We start from the raw sequence: 14,721 nt of genomic DNA, 5'->3' as shown, positions 1-14,721 counted from the left end.
GAATAACACTGGCTTCAAAGCCAAGACAGTTCTCAGCATACAATAAAGCAGCTGCCGCTCAAACACCGGATATTTTTTTGACTGCGACGCTGGCAGTGCGGCAGCCGGGGGCTACCGCACTGAGTAATGAAGGGGTTGTCTCAGAGTTCGAATGCAGTTTTAAGGCGCTTTTCTACCAGCTGGTTTTTCAGTTTGGCTACTTTTGGCAAGCCGTTTTCAAAAGGTGGAAAACTTTCGCCTTGAATCAGCGGGCTCAGGTAGTCACGGCAGTCCTGGGTAATGCCAAAGCCATCATCGGTGATGTAGTGAATGGGCATTTTCTTTTCCTGGTTAGCCACTTCGCTCAGCGGTGCCTCGCCCACTCTCCAGCGATAAGGCTTGGCTTGCTCGCGAACGATGATGGGCATCAGCGCCTGCTTGCCGGCAATGGCCATTTCCACTGCCGCCTTGCCAACGGTGTAGGCCTGCTCTACGTCAGTGGCCGAGGCGATATGGCGTGCACTGCGCTGCAGGTAATCGGCTACGGCCCAGTGGTACTTGTAGCCCAGAGCCTGCTTCATCAGATTTGCCAGCGCCGGTGCAACGCCACCTAGCTGGGTGTGGCCAAAGGCGTCGCGGGCTCCGGCTTCCGCCAGAAAGCGGCCGTCTTCGTATTGGGCGCCTTCGGACGCAACAATGACGCAATAACCGTATTCCTTCACGCAAAAATCCACCCGGGCCAGGAAGGCCTCTCGATCAAACGGGATTTCCGGGAATAGAATAATGTGCGGCGGCTCGCCTTCGCCCTGACCGGCAAGCCCGCCGGAGGCTGCAATCCAGCCAGCGTGGCGGCCCATCACCTCCAGAATGAACACCTTGGTGGAGGTCTCGCACATGGATTTGATGTCCAGGCTGGCTTCCATCGTGGAGATGGCAATGTACTTGGCAACCGAGCCAAAGCCGGGGCAGCAGTCGGTGAAGGGCAGATCGTTATCAACGGTTTTGGGCACACCGATGCAGGTAATGGGATAGCCCATTTTTTCGCTGATCTGCGATACCTTGTAAGCGGTGTCCTGGGAATCGCCACCGCCGTTATAAAAGAAATAACCGATGTCGTGAGCGCGGAACACTTCAATTAAACGCTCGTATTCGCGGCGGTTTTCGGAAATATTTTTCAGCTTGTGGCGACAGGATCCAAAAGCACCGCCGGGGGTATGCATCAGGGCGGCAATGGCGTCGTCAGATTCCAGACTGGTATCGATCAGTTCTTCTTTCAGCGCACCGAGAATACCGTTACGACCGGCGTACACCTTGCCGATTTTGTCGGGGTGCCGGCGGGCGGTTTGAATAACGCCACAGGCGCTGGCGTTTATAACGGCGGTAACGCCACCGGATTGTGCGTAAAATGCGTTTTTAATGGCCATCTGGCAGGTAAGCCTCTCACTGGTTCGACGATGGTGCGCATGATACGACAATTGCCGGCAATTTTCATGACCGGTAAAACTGAAACGGTCAGCATCGCATGCTTGACGGACCGCAGCGTATGGGGGACGCTTGGCAGCGTTTTTATCAGGAGGCGGTCGGTTTCATGCACATTCATATATTGGGTATTTGCGGCACCTTTATGGGTAGCCTGGCCGTATTGGCCCGTGAGCTGGGGCACAAGGTGACAGGCTCTGATCTAGGCGTTTATCCGCCCATGAGTACCCAGCTGCAAGCTCAGGGAATCGAGCTGATTGAAGGTTACCACCCTGACAACCTCAAACCGCGGCCCGATCTGGTGCTGATCGGCAACGCCATGTCCCGCGGTAACACCGAAGTGGAACAGGTGCTTAACCGCAATATTCCCTATATGTCCGGTCCCGAATGGCTGGCACGGGAAGTGTTACACCAGCGTTGGGTGCTGGCGGTAGCCGGCACCCACGGCAAAACCACCACCACCGCCATGCTGCTGTGGATACTGGAGCAGGCCGGGTTTGACGCCGGTTATCTGGTAGGCGGCGTGCCGAAGGATTTGCCGGTGTCTGCGCGCCTGGGCAGCAGTGACTTTTTTGTGATTGAAGCCGACGAATACGACAGCGCGTTTTTCGACAAGCGTTCGAAGTTTGTCCACTACCGCCCTCGCACCTTGATTCTGAACAATCTGGAATTCGACCACGCCGATATTTTTGACAACGTAGAAGCCATCGAGCGCCAGTTCCATCACCTGATTCGCACCGTGCCGTCCCAGGGCTTGATTCTGCGCCCGACGCTGGATAGCCACCTGGACAACGCCATTGCCCTGGGCTGCTGGACCCCGCAGCAAACGCTTTCTATTGGTGGTGAAGCAAACAGCCCAAGCCACTGGCGAGCCGAGCTGTTGAGCGACGACGGCAGCCATTTCATGGTGCTGCATCACGAGCAACCGGTGGCCGCCGTAAAGTGGGCCCAAACTGGCCTGCACAACGTGCGTAACGCCCTGTCGGCCATTGCCGCAGCGCGTCATGTGGGCGTTACTCCAGATCATGCCATTAGCGCGTTGTGCCGGTTTTCGGGAGTAAAACGGCGTATGGAGCTGCTGGCGGACATCAATGGCGTCAAGGTATACGACGACTTCGCCCATCACCCCACAGCCATCGCCACTACCCTGGACGGATTGCGTAAACAGGTGGGCGACGAGCCGGTGCTGGCGTTGATCGAGCCCCGTTCCAATACCATGAAACAGGGCGTACACAGCGACACCCTGTTGCCCAGCGCGGCCGCCGCCGATCGCGTGCTCTGGGCCAACCTGAACGATTCCAGCTGGTTGCCGGAACTGGTTGAGCGCTGGCAACAGGTCAACGCCGACAGTAGCTTGCATCAGGTAGAAGCATCGGTAGACGATGTGATTGCGCGGGTAATGGCCGACTTACCCAGCCCCTGCCACATTGTGATTATGAGCAACGGTGGTTTTGGCGGCATTCATCAACGACTGATTGCTGAAATCGAACGTATCAACGGGTAATTCAAATTACGCAGCCCTGGAATCGGAGCAAGCCGTGCATGAGTGAGGTGCCCGCAGTGAGTGACACAGCAGCAACAGACAATGCCCAGCGAGTCATCAATCTGGCGTTTACCGGCGCTTCTGGCGCGCCTTACGGCCTGCGTCTGCTGCAATGCCTGGTAGCCGCCGGCTGCCGGGTTCAGGTGATGATCAGCAAAGCCGCGCAGATTGTGATTGCCACCGAAACCGACCTGAAGTTGCCCGGCACACCGCCGGCCATGCAACAGTGCCTGAGCGAATACAGCCAGGCAGCCCCAGGCCAGGTACTGGTATTTGGCCGCGAAGACTGGTTTTCACCGCCGGCCTCCGGTTCCGGCGAAAAAGCCCCGCTGGTGATTTGCCCCTGCAGCACCGGCACCCTGTCGGCCCTGGCCACAGGCGCTAGCAACAACCTGATAGAAAGGGCAGGGGACGTAGCCCTGAAAGAACGCCGCCAGCTGATACTGGTGCCGCGGGAGGCGCCCTATTCAGAAGTGCACCTGGAGAACATGCTGAAACTGACCCGCATGGGCGCCGTCATCATGCCGGCAAGCCCGGGCTTTTATCACAACCCGGAAACCATCAACGATCTGGTGGATTTTGTGGTGGCGCGTTTGCTGGATCACTTGGGTGTTGATCAGAAACTGATGCCGCGCTGGGGCGAAGAACGGGTGGCGCGCAAGCTTAAGGGGGCGTGAGCTTTGGGGCCCTAGCGGTCGCTGTAGAAAGAGTGATCACTTCAACCCTACAGAAGCGGCAAGACAAACCGCTGGTAGAGTTCTGCAACGTTTTCTTTTGCGGCGGGTTAGGCGCTTAAAAATAGCTTTGTCCCAGCTTCTCTATTGAATCAGGCGTCTTTCAAAGTTGCCATATCAATCACGAAGCGATACTTCACATCGCCTTTTTTTATGCGCTCGTAAGCTTCGTTGATATTCTTGATATCGAGCATCTCGATATCGCAGCTAATGTCGTGTTCAGCGCAGAATTCGAGCATTTCCTGGGTTTCTGGCATGCCACCGATCAGCGAGCCGCCCAACACCCGACGTTTAAGGACCAGATTGCCAGCTTCCAGCGCGGGGTCAATCGGCTCCAGAAGACCCACCAGAATGTGGGTGCCATCATGGCTGAGGCAGTTCAGGTAGGGGTTCAGGTCGTGCTGAACCGGCACTGTATCCAGCATGAAATCAAAAGTTTCAGTGGCATCCTTCATCTGCTGCTCATCGGTGGAAATCACCACATGGTCGGCGCCCTGTTTCTTGGCCTCTGCGACCTTGCTTTCAGAACGGGTGAAGATGGTCACTTCAGCACCCAGCGCCTTGGCGATCTTCACGCCCATATGGCCGAGGCCGCCCATCCCGATGACCCCCACTTTGTCACCCTTTTTGACACCATAGTGGCGCAGTGGGGAATAGGTGGTAATGCCGGCACAAAGCAGCGGTGCAGCGGCGGCGGGGTCCAGCTTCTCCGGTATCCTGACCACGAAACGCTCGCTGACGACCACGTTGTCTGAATAGCCACCAAAAGTGACGGATTGATCGTAACGATCTTCGCCGTTGTAGGTGCCGGTCATACCCTCTTTGCAATACTGCTCAAGGCCGGATTCGCAGGCGGAGCAGGTGCGGCAGGAGTCCACCATGCAACCCACGCCAACGGTATCCCCAACTTGGTAGGCTGAGACATCGCTGCCTACAGAGGTAACCCGGCGAATAATCTCATGGCCCGGAACCACCGGGTAAACAGTCACTCCCCAGTCATTCTGCGCGAAATGAATATCGGTGTGGCAGACACCTCAGTAATCAATTTCGATGGATACATCGTCGGGCCGAGGTTCCCGGCGGTCGAAACCAAACGGTGCGACGCCTGATTCCACAGATTGTGCGGCGTATGCTTTGGTGTTGGCCATGTCTGTAGCTGCTCCTCAACGGATGTTAAATCATATGTAACTATTCAGCTGGTTTGATTTAAAACGGTCGTATCATTACCCGCACCCACCGCCATGAACGGCGGCACACTCCCCTCGAACAAATGCATCAGGGCTTTCGAGGCAGACACGTTCTGCTTACGCGCCGTCGACAGATAACTGCGCACGCGACAGAAGATTTCGGCTCCTTCAAAGGATCGAAAACAACCCGATATTTTTTGCTGCACTTTGAACATGCGGATGTCCCGCTCACCTTGGTTGTTGGTAAACGGACCCTCTGGATTGTCGAGTAAGCGTAGCGCATCCGCTTCGTAGGCGATCAGCCGCTCCAGCAGGTTGCGTGCCCGCGTGCGTTTGAGCCGCCCGGGCTTGCCCTGGCGTTGGCTTTCATCCGGCGGCGGGCACTCTTTTTGCGCGTTTGCCAGGCAGCGTCGGTACACCTTGCGCCACCGCTGCGCTTTGTCCGGTGGCAGGCAGCCGCCGGCGTCGTCGACGCTGTCGGTCATGATGTTCAGTAGAGTTTGCATCCGTTGAGCCCACACCTGTTTATCCTGCTCCCAGGCGCGCTGAAGTTCTCGCAGGTGGTGCGCATTGCACAGAGAGTGCAAGCATGAATAACGGTAATACGGCTTCCAGTGATCGTGACAGAGCACACCGTTGAAGCGCGGCAGGATGCCGATCGCATTCATCGCCTGCTGACCTCGTTGTGCATGGGGCGCAAGCCAGGTTAGTCGGTCATTCGATGCGCCGTGCAGCCAGTGACGTTGACCACCGATGTTCACGCCTGTTTCATCGGCGTGAACCACCGACGCCTCGGCCAGGCGATCCTTGACCCACGGCTCAAATTCAGCGGCCTTATTGAAAGCGTCCTGATTGAAGTTGAACAGTGAGCCGACACTCAGCGGGATGCCGACCTGGTCTTCGAAGTACTCGCGGATGCGATCATAGGGCAGGAGCTGGTATTGCGACAGATAGACCGCGTGGGCCTTCAGCTGCGGGCCGTACTGAACCGAGCGTTCTACACCGACCGGAAAAGGCGCCACAAAACGTTGCCCCTGGGCATTTTCCAGGATCTCGGCCTGGTACTCGGTGACAAAACGGCGGATGTCCAGATCAACGACCTGACGTTTCTCGAAGCCCACAACCCGAAATGCGCCGCCTTTGGGTAAGGTGCGTCGATCCACTTTCACCCGCTGGATGGCATCCGGATCTACCACCGGTTGCAACGTCTTCCCAACGCGGCCGGGCTGCCCGCCTGGCTTACGCCCGCTCTTCAAACGGTTCTGTCTGGGGCGGTTCGGATCCTGAGACGGCGGCTTACTGCTGTTGGCACTGTGGGTGTTAATCCGCCCACTCAGTATCTGGACCAGCACAATCAGCAACTCGATGGCCGTCCGCATGGAAGGCGCGACGGTTGTGTCTGCTTGGAGTTGTTGTCTGACGTTTGCCAGCGCAGCGTCGACATCAATGTTACTGATCTTCATGGGTCTGAGTACCGTCGAGTGATTCATTATCATCGCACGACTTTTTCAGGTCGAATTTTTCGTCCTGAACGCGGATTTGACGGGGTTTTCAAATCGACGTCGCCCAGGGGATGAGCGACAGCACAAGACTGCACCGAGAGGATGGTGGAGGTTCTGCGCACGACTTTATGGCCTCGCACTGAGTGCGGCCAAAGTTCTCGGAATTGAAGTCAAAACCCTGTCAAGAACTTTTTTAGAAAATTTGAGCTGAATAGTTACCATCTGGCTTATGAAGGCGGCACCGCTTGCCGCAGCGCTCTGGCTGAATACGGCCACATACGTCGGAGCGCCCGTCTCCACGACCCACTCAATCGTCGGCGGTGTCATGGGCGCGGGTATCGCGGCGGGTGGCGCAGATATAGTGGATTGGAGCCAGTTTGGCCAGATCGTCGCGAGCTGGGTTATATCGCCGGTGCTGGGTGGGGCCATTGCAGCACTTTCCCTGTGCCTCATTAAGCGCCAGATTACCTACAAGCAGGACATTGCTCAAGCCGCCAGAAAGAACGTACCGGTGTTCGTCGCAATAATGGCTTGGGTCTTTGCCACGTATCTCTTGATAAAGGGGCTAGGTAAGGTCGTCGACATCGGGTTATTGCCTGCGGGCGGATTTGGCGCGATTGTTGGCGCCATCGTATGGTGGCTCACAAAATGGCTTATTGCCCGTCCGTCGGCCGAGGTGGAAAACAGTAAAGCTGGAGTCGACAGCCTTTTCACCTTCCCGCTTATTTTTTCGGCTGCGCTTCTGAGCTTCGCGCACGGGGCGAATGACGTTGCTAACGCGGTAGGGCCGCTGGCCGCGATCAATGAAGCTGTGCTGCAAGGTGGCGTGGCGGCGAAGGCGGCAATCCCTATCTGGGTGTTGTTGGTGGGCGCACTCGGGATTGCACTCGGCCTGGCACTGTATGGCCCCAAGCTTATACGCACTGTCGGATCGGAGATCACGGAACTCGACCGCATGCGTGCCTTCTGCGTGGCCATGGCCGCGGCGGTTACCGTTATTATCGCAAGCCAGCTGGGCCTTTCCGTGAGCTCGACCCACATTGCCATAGGGGGTGTGTTCGGAGTCGGCTTTCTGCGCGAGCATCTCAAAACCACCTATCGCCAGAAGATTGACGAGATCAAGGCGCACCATGCCGGAGAAAGCCGGGCAAAAGTAGAGCGTCTGCTTAAGGAGTTCGATGAGACCTCGTTCGAAGGGAAGGGAGAAATCCTCGGGAATCTCAAAAAGCAAAAGGATGGCACCAGCACCTCGCCGATCTCGAAAAAAGACCGCAAGGGCCTGAAAAAAGTGTACCGCGAGGAGCTCGTCAAGCGATCGGCGTTGTTCAAGATCGTGGCTGCATGGTTGATTACGGTACCGGTATCGGGACTGCTAGCGGCTTTACTGTTCTATACTATCAGAGGGATGCTTTTGCCCTGAGCTCGCGCAGCTTAGCGAGTTGCGCCTCGACTACGCGCAGGCGAACCTCGGTTTGGGCGGGTGTTTCCTCTGACGAGCCGGAGTTCAGCCGTTCGCGATATTTCGCTCGTTTTTTTTTCAGTGCCTGCTCGAGATGCTTCAGTTCCTTGCGCTTGAGGGAATTGCCCTTGTCGTGTTTGCGCAGTGCATCGTCGAACGTTGCCACCAAGTCTTTGAAACCCATTGCCTGAATCCTCCGTGTTCGAAGATTGGTCGGCGGGGACGCCGTCACGAGCCCATTGCGCGTCAGACGATGATGTCTGCCTGGCCTGCATCGCTCACAGACAGTGCCTCTGTGGTCCGGGCGGCTTCCACATCCGTGGCTGTCAGGAGCGCACGTGTTCCGGTCAGAATAGCATCCACTGTCTCGCTGGCATAAGCGGAATCGTTGAGCAGGGAAGTGGCCATTGCTGAGTCGATCCGCTTTGCGCCGAGGAGTTTCGTGACGCGCGCGACCATGGATTCGCGGTCCACTCGGGCACGTACAGCGATCTCGTCGAGCTCCAGTATGGCCGTGCTGGCGTCGTCAAATTTGCCCTCGTAAAACCGATGGGTTTCCCGCAGCACCATCGCGACCCGCAGCCGCAGATCGTTGTACTCTTTACGGATAGCGGTGTTATCCGCAACCATGTAGAAAGTGAGATTCTTGCGCAGGTGCTTAACGTGCTTGATGGCCTCCACCATTTCGCCGGCGGCGTGCTGCAGGCGGTAGAGTGCTTCGGTGGAACTGGCCGACGATATTCGCGTCATTCGCCCGGAAATGAAATCGAGGATAGCACTATAAAGGCGCTTGACGCGCTGCCGATAGACCAGGTCGATGTTGATGTTGATGTGCTCTCGGCTGTTATTGATCGTTGCTTCCAGGTCATCGCAGTTGCGGATCTGTTCGCGGTGCAGGTGGAGGCCATGGGCGAGGATGGCGAAGGCCTGGTCAAACAGGTGCCAGACTTCCCGGCGGACTGCTGCGTTTGCGCTATCGGGGGAGTCCATCGCAGCGGGGTTCAGGTACTTCGGCTGCGCCGCGGATTCCTCTTCTCGTTCCGGCAACCAGCGTTCCAGTGCGCTCGCCATCCGCGATATAAGTGGCAACATCACGGCGACACCCAGGCAGTTGAACAGGGTGTGGAACATGGCGAGCTTGACCGTATAATCATCTTCGGCGATCGACATGAGCGCCGACAGAAAGTCAACGGACCAGCGCAGGGGCTCGATCAGTATCAAGGCGATCGCCGCCGTCGCCATATTGAACAAAAGGTGGGCGCCTGCCAGTTGCTTGCCGGCGATATTTGCGCCAAGACCGCCGATCAGCGCGGTCACCGTTGTGCCGATATTGGCACCGATAGCCAGGGCGAGCGCGTTCTCGTAGGTTATCTGGCCTGTGGCCAGGGCGGCCAGGGTTAGAGCCAGCGTTGCGTGGCTCGACTGCATGATGACCGTCGCCAGAATTCCGAGCCCCGCATAAACAAGCAGTCCGGTTACGCCCGTCATCGCATATTCACGCAGATCGACCGCCGACTGGTAGCTTATGAACCCCTCCTTCATGAAATCGATGCCGAGAAACAGAAACCCGAGACCGGCCAGAATCGCGCCGATGGCTTTCAGTGCGCGGGGTTGCTGGAAATTCAGCACAACGCCGAAGACGAGCATGGGCAGCGCGAAGGCCGAGAGGCTCATTTTCATGCCGATGGTGGCGAACAGCCACGCGCCGGTTGTGGTGCCCAGGTTGGCTCCGAAAATGATGCCGATGCCGGTGATCAGGGGGAGCAGGCCGGCGCTCACGAACGATATCGTGATGACCGATACCAGGGAGCTGGATTGCATAATAGCGGTGCTGACGATGCCGAAACCGAGACTCTTCGGAATCGTGTCTGTTGTTCGGCGCAGCACATTTTCCAAGAATCCGCCGGTGAATTGGCGGAACCCGTTCTCGAGTGAGAGCATGCCAAACAGGAAGATCGCAACACCGGCGGCAATCTGTTTGAATTCGGGGCTCGTCCAGAGTGCAAAAGCCAGAAGGCTGAGTATTCCGGCGAGGACGAGTTGGCGGTAGTTCATTGGCTTACCCTTCCCGCTATTGGCGCGGGTTTGACTTCGCGCAGTCAGGGCGCGACGCCATCGATATGGCAGGATTCGATTACATATACTACTTTGTCACATTTCTGTAATGTAAGTAAGCTCAGGAAGTCAAGAGCCGGACAGTCAATCTGGAGAAGTTGCATGCAGTCATTGTCGCCGAGTCGTCGCTTCAGCGACGATGCTTATGATAAGCACGGTATATTGAAGAAGGGAATCTACGAGGAGGAACTGGCACGATTGGAGGAGGAGCTGGCCAAGCTTCAGCGCACCATTACCGACCAAGGCCTGCGCATCGTGGTCTTATTCGAGGGACGCGATGCCGCCGGCAAGGGCGGTACCATCAAGCGCATTACCGAGAAGACGAATCCTCGGATTGTGCGTACGGTCGCACTTGGCAAACCGTCCGATCGCGAGCGTGGCCAGTGGTACTTTCAGCGATACGTGTCCCACCTGCCGGCGGCCGGCGAGATGGTGCTGTTTGACCGCTCCTGGTACAACCGGGCCGGCGTTGAACGGGTGATGGGGTTCGCTACGGCCGAGGAGGTCGCGCTGTTCATGCACACCTGCCCCGAATTCGAGCACATGCTTGTCAAGGAAGGTATTATTCTGCTGAAGTACTGGTTCTCGGTCAGCGAGGAAGTCCAGGAGCAGCGCTTTCAGGCGCGTGCCGCTGACCCTACCAAGCGTTGGAAGATATCCCCGATGGATCTCAAGTCGCGCGAACTGTGGGCCGAGTACTCAAGGGCCAAGGACGAAATGCTGCGTTACACGGACCTGCCATACGCACAGTGGCGGATGGTAGACGCCGACGTTAAGCGCCATGCCCGGTTGAACTGTATCAGCAATCTGCTGGAGCAATTCGATTATAGCCGCGATCTGCCGCCTGTCCCGGACCTGCCTCCGCGCGAATGGTCGCACGACGACAACCGTACGGCGAAGCCGCACGAGTCCTATATCGATCGCCTGTATTGAGGGCTTTCGCTCAGACTGCTGCCACCTCTCAACAGGCTAGTTAGGCCTGATCAAGTCGCCTTGGTTAACGGCTTGCGCTCGGTAGCGGGTACTTTTTGCCATTCTGGATGGCTGGCTGTTCTCGCAAATGTGGGCGCTCTGGGCTGGCTGCTCGTTGCTCCAGAGGCGATGAGCTTTCGGCAGCCGTTGGGTTTTGATTTGTCGAAGTCTTTGCAGCCTCTAATTTGGTGATGACAAACACACCTACTTCTTCGTTTAATGCGAAACTAGTCCTCTTAACTTATGGAACAGGAGTTCGACCATGGCGGAATTATCACTCAAGGAACAATTGAGCAGCGCGGTAAAAAACGCGATGCGGAGTAGGGAAAAATTTCGGCTTGGCGCCCTGCGGTTGGTTCAGGCCGCGGTCAAACAGATCGAGATTGATGAGCGCCGCGAGGTGAATGACGAAGACGTTCTGAAGGTGCTGGACAAAATGCTTAAACAGCGCCGCGATTCTGCCAGTCAATACGACGATGCCGGTCGCAAGGAACTGGGCGACATCGAGCGGGAGGAAATGGTGGTTATTGAGGAATTCATGCCCGCCGCCCTGACTGAAGACGACCTGGACGGCTTGGTCCGTGGCGCTATCAGCTCAACCGATGCCCAGGGAATGCAGGACATGGGCCGGGTGATGAACGAGCTGCGCCCTCAGGTACTTGGTCGGGTCGACATGGGTCATCTGGGCAAGAAGGTGCGGGCTGCGCTGGCCTGACACCGTTGCGTGAATTTGCGGAATTCAGAGGCGAATGGAGGTCCGTGGTTTGAATACAATAGGGAATGATTTTATCCCTAAAGTGATTCATGCTCTCCTTCGCTTCCCTCATAGTTTAGCCTCCGGCCAATGCTTCAAAATCCTGCACTCCGGCCAAGGCCGTTCACAATGCTCTGCTCGCAGGGCTCAAATTATTCCCGAAAATCTGCCGTGATCTTATTTCTTAATCGAGCAGGCTCATACGCTTTATAACGCTACCGCGCTTTATTTTCCAGTGGCACATTGCACCAGACACATGCAGCACCACAAAACCCAGGCGGGCAGATATAGCGATCCAGTTCGTGCATACGGCGCTCCTGATAACCAGTCATTTCGGTTTAGTTTAGACAGTAAAACTGACTTGCGCTGATCCTGGATTAGTTGGCCAGTAGCTAGGGCGGTGCGTGCGTTAACGAACAGACAGACAAACGTAGGTCAGAAGATAGTTGCTTGTGTCCTTAACAGCTTTGTTGTCGCGGGGCATAACATCTGCTCAAGCACACGAAGTTTGGCTGGACGCATCGCCCTATCAAACCGATGTGGGCCCTGGCGTTAAATGTTAACTTCATATTACAAAGAGACTTATATGACCATCCTTCGCACCCTCACAACCAGAGTAGTCATTGCTGCCATGCCAACTTTCGCTTTCTCGCAGGACACTACAGCACCGAATACCGATCTTCCTGCTGTCGTGCTGGAACAGACCACACAGCAGTTCATCGATAGTCTGAAAGGGTCGACGCCAATTAACCAGCTGCCCTATGAAAAGGCGCGTCACTGCCGGGCGTTGTTTATTTCCACGGTGGCGGTTGGGTGCTCGGCAATTTTGCCACCCATGAAAGATTGATGCGTGATCTGGCGACACAGGCGAATGCAGCGATGGTCTTTGTGGAATACAGCCCCGCGCCCGAGCAGAAGCATCCCGCTCAGCTGGATGAGGTCTATGCCGTGTTGAAATACGTTTCAGAGAACGCCGCCGAGTTCGGCATTGATGCCAACCAACTGGCCATCGCAGGCGACTCGGTCGGCGGTCAGATGGTAGCCGTAAGCGCCGTGCGCGCCAAAGCCGATGGTCTGGCGCTCGACTCGATGGTCCTGTTCTATCCGGTCACCACCGCAGACTTGACTAGCCACTCGTACGAGCTGTTCGCAGAGGGGCCATGGCTCACCAAAGCCAGCATGGCGTGGTTCTGGGAGGCCTACCTGGAAGAGGATACTGACATCGGCGATCCCTCGGTTTCGCCGCTGAACTACGGTGCGGAAGAACTTGCAGGCCTGCCGCCATCGCTCGTCATCACTGATGCCAATGACGTGCTGCGCGATGAGGGTGAGGCCTTTGCGTCTAAGTTGACGTTGGCCGGAGTGAAGACGCAGAGCACGCGTTACGGTTTCACGACGCATGATTTTGTGATGCTCAACGCCTACGCGCAGACGCCTGCGACGACGGCGGCGATCACTGAGGCTGCAAACTTCCTGAAGGATCACTTCACGGAATAACCACCACTGCAACGTTGGTGGTCAGATCTTTTTTTTGGCTTACCTTGCCTGAAAAATAAATCTGGCCCGAATGGCACTTACTTAAGCTTCTTCGGGTGCCCATGCGTTGCCACTTCCGCTCGTGCGATGGATCTTGGCTGGACCAGTAGTTTATAAGGTTTCGGCCGTCGTTTGACGGCGCGCGGTTCAATCCGTCCGGATCGGTTTCCAACCGTACGCTCGCTCATCAGTCTGAACAATTCGTCGAGTTGGTCAACGCACCATGCTGACTGAAAGCAAGCCTGCCAGGCCAGCCAAAGTTGCAGGCAGTGCTTGAAGCTGAGTTCCCTGGGTAATTGGCCGGCGGCCAGAGCAGCCTGAACCATGAGCAACCGGATCAGGTTGTGAGCCAGAAGATAGACCCAAAGCTCTTTGATGGCCATATCAGGTGTTTTACAGCTTAGTTGCTCCAGGCCCAGAGTCGTTTTGAGGTTCCGCAGGTCCAACTCAACATGCCAGCGACTGCGGAATAGTTTATCCAGCGCCCTTTTGGGTGCCTGTTTGGGCGTCAGGAGCGTTGTCACCAGCACTTTGCCACCCACTTTAAGCTCTCGTACTGTGAGGTGTGTCGGTGCCTCGTCGTACTCGGCCTGACTCATCCAGTCAGGCCGAGTATTTGGCTTCTGCAGTTCCACGAGGTGATCCCGGCTACCCAGCTTCTGACCGTGGCTGAAATCCGTGCTGCGTCGGCGTGCCCCGTATTGCTGAAAGACGCCATCCACCCCGCGCTGCTGTAACTCGCACAGCAAGAAATAAGTGGGGTAAAAGGCATCACCGAGCAGGATGTCACCCGCATCCAGGTTGCCCAACAGGGTTCGCAAAAGCGTTTGCTCATCGGTTCCCTTGCCTCGGTAACTCGCGATGGCAGCGTCCAGGATAGCGCCACTGGCCAGGCATACCAAACCCACCAATCGGCATAGCGGGAAGCCCAGGCCGGGTTTTTGGCTACGAGGTTGCGGATACGCAGCCTGATTGGCGGGTGTGTCTGGCATGGCCACTGTGGTGCCATCGACCAATCGGACCCGTCGTCCCTGCCACTGCCAGGGGAGTGGCGATCGAGACGCCATCAAGTGACCGCTGGTACGGGTCAATGTCGAGACCATGCTCACTGGAAGCCGCTGCCTCGCACGGCAATAGCCACCCGTTGCTGTGCTGCATGAGGGCAAGCCCGTCACCAGTCGATTGACCGACGCCTCATCGACCGCTTTCTGGCAAGACCGATCAGCGCTCATGGCTTGTGCCGAAAACATGGCCAGTGTTTCTGTTGGCGAAAACAGCCGTTCCCGATGCGGCGGCAACAGCGACTCTACGGTATCGAGCAACTTATCGCCGGTGAGCAGGTTGAAGAACGTAAACGCATCGGCCCGTCGGGCCGCTTGGTGGACTTGGCACCGTTGTTTGAGGGACACCCGGGCGTTAGAATCATTCATGAAAGGCTGGCTCCTTGTGGCTGGTTATGGT

The 14,721-nt window shown here is 56.7% G+C and carries 11 protein-coding genes and 2 pseudogenes; 7 read left to right on the top strand and 6 right to left on the bottom strand.

What is annotated here, in order from left to right; translation table 11 throughout:
• Positions 1 to 140 precede the first annotated feature (140 nt).
• Positions 141 to 1,403 (bottom strand): 6-phosphofructokinase, encoded by a 1,263-nt coding sequence (locus ATI45_RS10645; protein ID WP_098419477.1) that lies wholly within the window; start codon positions 1,401 to 1,403, stop codon positions 141 to 143.
• A gap of 164 nt (positions 1,404 to 1,567) precedes the next feature.
• Between ATI45_RS10645 and mpl the strand changes: the two genes are divergently transcribed.
• Both mpl and ATI45_RS10635 read left to right on the top strand, forming a co-directional pair.
• Positions 1,568 to 2,962: a UDP-N-acetylmuramate:L-alanyl-gamma-D-glutamyl-meso-diaminopimelate ligase gene (gene mpl / locus ATI45_RS10640; RefSeq protein WP_179888032.1), complete on the top strand. Its 1,395-nt coding sequence runs from the start codon at positions 1,568 to 1,570 to the stop codon at positions 2,960 to 2,962.
• A gap of 38 nt (positions 2,963 to 3,000) precedes the next feature.
• Entirely contained in the window at positions 3,001 to 3,678 is a 678-nt protein-coding gene (locus tag ATI45_RS10635; protein ID WP_098419475.1) for a flavin prenyltransferase UbiX, read from the top strand.
• Positions 3,679 to 3,827: 149 nt separating this feature from the next.
• On the opposite strand, the pseudogene ATI45_RS10630 reads toward ATI45_RS10635, so the two are convergent.
• Together ATI45_RS10630 and tnpC are read right to left on the bottom strand one after the other, a co-directional pair.
• Positions 3,828 to 4,883: pseudogene (locus ATI45_RS10630) on the bottom strand (NAD(P)-dependent alcohol dehydrogenase).
• Between the two features lie 44 nt (positions 4,884 to 4,927).
• Complete coding sequence (tnpC, locus tag ATI45_RS10625) at positions 4,928 to 6,385, bottom strand: IS66 family transposase (protein WP_098419474.1); 1,458 nt, start codon at positions 6,383 to 6,385, stop codon at positions 4,928 to 4,930.
• Positions 6,386 to 6,644: 259 nt separating this feature from the next.
• On the opposite strand from tnpC, the pseudogene ATI45_RS10620 reads away from it, so the two are divergent.
• Positions 6,645 to 7,844: pseudogene (locus ATI45_RS10620) on the top strand (inorganic phosphate transporter); the annotation flags it as partial.
• Here the strand turns inward: ATI45_RS10620 and ATI45_RS10615 are convergent.
• Positions 7,822 to 8,067, bottom strand: a complete 246-nt coding sequence (locus ATI45_RS10615; protein ID WP_098419473.1) for a hypothetical protein — start codon at positions 8,065 to 8,067, stop codon at positions 7,822 to 7,824. The pseudogene ATI45_RS10620 and the gene ATI45_RS10615 sit on opposite strands and share 23 nt — an antisense overlap.
• A 62-nt stretch (positions 8,068 to 8,129) precedes the next feature.
• Positions 8,130 to 9,938 (bottom strand): Na/Pi cotransporter family protein, encoded by a 1,809-nt coding sequence (locus ATI45_RS10610; RefSeq protein WP_098419472.1) that lies wholly within the window; start codon positions 9,936 to 9,938, stop codon positions 8,130 to 8,132.
• Between the two features lie 162 nt (positions 9,939 to 10,100).
• Here ATI45_RS10610 and ppk2 point away from each other — a divergent pair, with 162 nt between their 5' ends.
• The 4 genes from ppk2 to ATI45_RS10595 all read left to right on the top strand — a co-directional run bounded on the left by ppk2 (position 10,101) and on the right by ATI45_RS10595 (position 13,221).
• Positions 10,101 to 10,931, top strand: coding sequence for a polyphosphate kinase 2 (ppk2, locus tag ATI45_RS10605; RefSeq protein WP_098419471.1), 831 nt, complete (start codon positions 10,101 to 10,103; stop codon positions 10,929 to 10,931).
• 301 nt (positions 10,932 to 11,232) lie between these two features.
• The gene (locus ATI45_RS10600; RefSeq protein ID WP_098419470.1) at positions 11,233 to 11,685 is read left to right on the top strand and encodes a GatB/YqeY domain-containing protein; all 453 of its coding nucleotides are present in this window, start codon (positions 11,233 to 11,235) and stop codon (positions 11,683 to 11,685) included.
• A 625-nt stretch (positions 11,686 to 12,310) separates the two neighbouring features.
• Positions 12,311 to 12,571, top strand: coding sequence for a hypothetical protein (locus ATI45_RS21925; protein ID WP_143751154.1), 261 nt, complete (start codon positions 12,311 to 12,313; stop codon positions 12,569 to 12,571).
• Positions 12,538 to 13,221 (top strand): alpha/beta hydrolase, encoded by a 684-nt coding sequence (locus tag ATI45_RS10595; RefSeq protein ID WP_179888404.1) that lies wholly within the window; start codon positions 12,538 to 12,540, stop codon positions 13,219 to 13,221. The genes ATI45_RS21925 and ATI45_RS10595 overlap by 34 nt, the downstream gene beginning before the upstream one ends.
• A gap of 77 nt (positions 13,222 to 13,298) precedes the next feature.
• Here ATI45_RS10595 and ATI45_RS10590 read toward each other — a convergent pair whose 3' ends face one another.
• Complete coding sequence (locus ATI45_RS10590) at positions 13,299 to 14,690, bottom strand: IS4 family transposase (RefSeq protein WP_098419469.1); 1,392 nt, start codon at positions 14,688 to 14,690, stop codon at positions 13,299 to 13,301.
• Positions 14,691 to 14,721 lie beyond the last annotated feature (31 nt).

This window comes from Marinobacter sp. LV10MA510-1 (genome assembly GCF_002563885.1).
GTDB lineage: Bacteria > Pseudomonadota > Gammaproteobacteria > Pseudomonadales > Oleiphilaceae > Marinobacter.
The sequence above is the reverse complement of the archived record's forward strand: the minus strand, read 5'-3'. Positions and strand labels throughout refer to the sequence as shown.